The 2,787-nt window shown below is 45.0% G+C and carries 2 protein-coding genes and 1 pseudogene; 2 read left to right on the top strand and 1 reads right to left on the bottom strand.

The annotated features are described in order from the left end of the window. A pseudogene (locus AC3A14_RS24475) lies at positions 1 to 374 on the top strand (hypothetical protein); the annotation flags it as partial. Between the two features lie 383 nt (positions 375 to 757). Here the strand turns inward: AC3A14_RS24475 and cimA are convergent. After that, positions 758 to 2,419, bottom strand: coding sequence for a citramalate synthase (gene cimA, locus AC3A14_RS24470; protein WP_318700773.1), 1,662 nt, complete (start codon positions 2,417 to 2,419; stop codon positions 758 to 760). 78 nt (positions 2,420 to 2,497) lie between these two features. Between cimA and AC3A14_RS24465 the strand changes: the two genes are divergently transcribed. Further along, positions 2,498 to 2,620 carry a hypothetical protein gene (locus AC3A14_RS24465; RefSeq protein ID WP_318700775.1) on the top strand — a complete coding sequence of 41 codons (123 nt, stop codon included), beginning with the start codon at positions 2,498 to 2,500 and terminating at the stop codon, positions 2,618 to 2,620. The last annotated feature ends 167 nt before the right edge of the window (positions 2,621 to 2,787 follow it).

Here is a 2,787-nt window from a genome sequence, read left to right as displayed (position 1 = left end):
GACAACTCACATCTATGATCAACAATGTACCTCATAGCAGCGCGAAGCGCTGTATAACCAAATTATTTTGGCTACTTTATTTGAAAAGCTTCTATTTTCCTTCTTTTTTGTCGGGAGTGTCAGAAATTGGACGAGTCCGAGCGCAAACAAAAGGAGTCAGCTTGAGTTTCCAGGCTGGAGAACATTTCACTAATACTATTTTAGCCGAGGAAAAACGGTTGCGTCAAGTTCTCTTGAATTGGTTAGGAAATGCAATTAAATTTACTGAAGAAGATCAAGTTATTTTGACGGTAATCAGTCAAGATTTACTCGAGGATAGCCCAGAAAAAAATCCTCTTTCTCCGAAAGAAAGGATCTGTTACAAAAATACTTAAATTTACAGTGGATCTATGAAACAGGAAAGGAAGGAGAAACCGATACAGAACTAGCAGCAATGGTTATTCCTCTTCTTTCACGTTCGCCAGAGAATAATCTGAACCCCTTACTGGCAAAGGCTTTCGGAAAAACACAAAATTTCTGAGTTTCGGTTAGCTTGCGTTGGCGAAGCCTGTCCGCAGGACTCTCGCTCAACATAATACCCTGACTAAGTTTTAGGATTGGGTTTGGATTTTACTTTTCCCAGAGTGATAGAAAAGGGTTATATTTAAGCAGCCTTTCCTCCTAATTTATATCAGTGGTGCGTTACGCTGCACTAACGCACCTTACTCGAGTGTCTTCCCAGTTCCCTAACCTCCATAGATCCCGTTTTCAGCAAGCCCTAGCCTAAAGAAGCCATATCAATAGATTGAGGATAGTCTTTTTCCTGGGCTTGATGAACTAAGAGTAAGCCATATTCTAGACCTTCAACAACGGCTTGATAGGACGCATCTAAAATATTTGTGGATACGCCTACGGTTGTCCATCGATTTAAGCCATCACTCGATTCCACTAATACCCTGGTTTTAGCTGAAGTTCCGGCTGTTCCATCGAGAATTCGGACTTTATAGTCGGTTAAATAGAAACCCCCAATTTCTGGGTAAAATTTCACCAAGGCTTTTCTGAGTGCTGCATCGAGTGCTGCAACGGGGCCATTTCCTTCGGCAACTTCAAGAAAATTGCGCTCATTTACTCTCACTTTTATGGTGGCTAAACCATTACTGGTCATGGTCGGATCTACGGTGGGCGATCCCATGTCACAATGGACATTAAATCCTTTGATTTCAAACCAGGATTGAGCTTGTCCTAAAGCCGATCGCATTAAGAGTTCAAAGCTGGCTTCTGCCCCTTCAAATTGATAGCCTTGATTTTCCAGATCCTTCAGCCGTTCTAAAATTTGCCGACAAGCAGGATTGTGTTTATCTAACTCGATGCCAAAAGAGCGGGCTTTCGCTAAAATGTTACTTAATCCGGCTTGATCGGAGACCACAATCCGCCGTTGATTGCCGATTTTTTCCGGTTGTAAATGTTCGTAGGTGAGGGGATTTCGCGCGACCGCAGAAACATGAATGCCGCCTTTATGGGCAAAGGCAGAACGTCCGACAAAGGGGGCATGATGATTGGGGGCTAAATTGACGACTTCACTGACAAATCTGCTGGTTTCGGTCAGGTTGGCTAATTGGTCTTCGGCTAAACAGGAATAACCGAGTTTGAGTTGCAAATTGGGGATGACAGAGCAGAGGTTGGCATTGCCGCAGCGTTCGCCATAGCCATTGATGGTTCCTTGTACCATGTGCGCTCCCTCTTGCACAGCGGCGATCGCATTAGCAACTGCCGTATCCGAGTCATTATGGGGGTGAATCCCTAGTTTCACCGTATAACTGTGCTGCTGAAAATGGGCTTTTACATCTCGCACAATAGCAGTGATTTCATAGGGTAGGGTTCCGCCATTCGTATCGCACAGTACCACCCATTCTGCGCCGGCTTGTACCGCTTGGTCTAGGGTAGAGAGAGCATATTCAGGATTTTGCTTGTAGCCATCAAACCAATGTTCCGCATCGTACATGATGCGACGACCTTGAGTGCAGAAATATTCGGCCGTATCTGCAATCATGGCTAAATTTTCTTCTAAGGTCGTATGTAATCCTTCCGTGACATGCAGATCCCAAGATTTACCAAAAAAGCAGATCCATTGGGTTCCAGCACTGAGAATGGCTTGGATCATGGGATCGTCAGCCGCTTGGGTATGAGGACGACGGGTAGAACAGAAGGCAACTAAGGCTGCTTGCGTGAGGGGTTGTTCTTTCAGATGCCAGAAAAATTGTACATCTTTGGGGTTGGCACCGGGCCAACCCCCTTCAATAAAGGGAACCCCTAGTTGATCGAGACGGCGGACGATTCGTAGTTTATCGTCTAGGGACAGAGAAAGTCCTTCTCGTTGAGCGCCATCTCGGAGTGTCGTGTCGTAGATCCAGATGGGTTGAAGGTTGGATAAGGTAGTCATGCAATTAAACCCGCTTGCGTCAGGCGATCGATTTCGTCCTTAATTGTAGAGAAAGAGTTCAGGAGGAAAATGTAAATTATGGTGAAGATTAAAGTGGCTGGCCAAGAGATTACCTGTGAGTCGGGGGCAAATTTACGCCAAGTGCTGTTAGCCCATGGTATTGCACCATACTCCTCTTCTGCCAATTTCGCCAGAGGATAATCTGAAATCCCCACTGAGCAAGGATTTCGGAAAAAACAAAATTTCTGAGTTTCTGTTAGTTTGCGATCGCTCAAGATTCTTGCCAGTGGTAGATGAACCAATTGCTAATTGCTTATCAGAAAAATGGGTTGAAAACCCCGTCCTTTTAGGACGGCTTTTCTTGCTTT

The sequence above is a fragment of the Roseofilum sp. genome, from assembly GCF_982964205.1.
This window is presented reverse-complemented; position numbering and strand designations above follow the sequence as displayed.

Bases quoted from the DNA above. Each gene is read 5' to 3' on its own strand.
- cimA (WP_318700773.1), bottom strand. From the start codon at position 2,419: ATGACTACCTTATCCAACCTTCAACCCATCTGGATCTACGACACGACA.
- AC3A14_RS24465 (WP_318700775.1), top strand. From the start codon at position 2,498: ATGGTGAAGATTAAAGTGGCTGGCCAAGAGATTACCTGTGAGTCGGGG.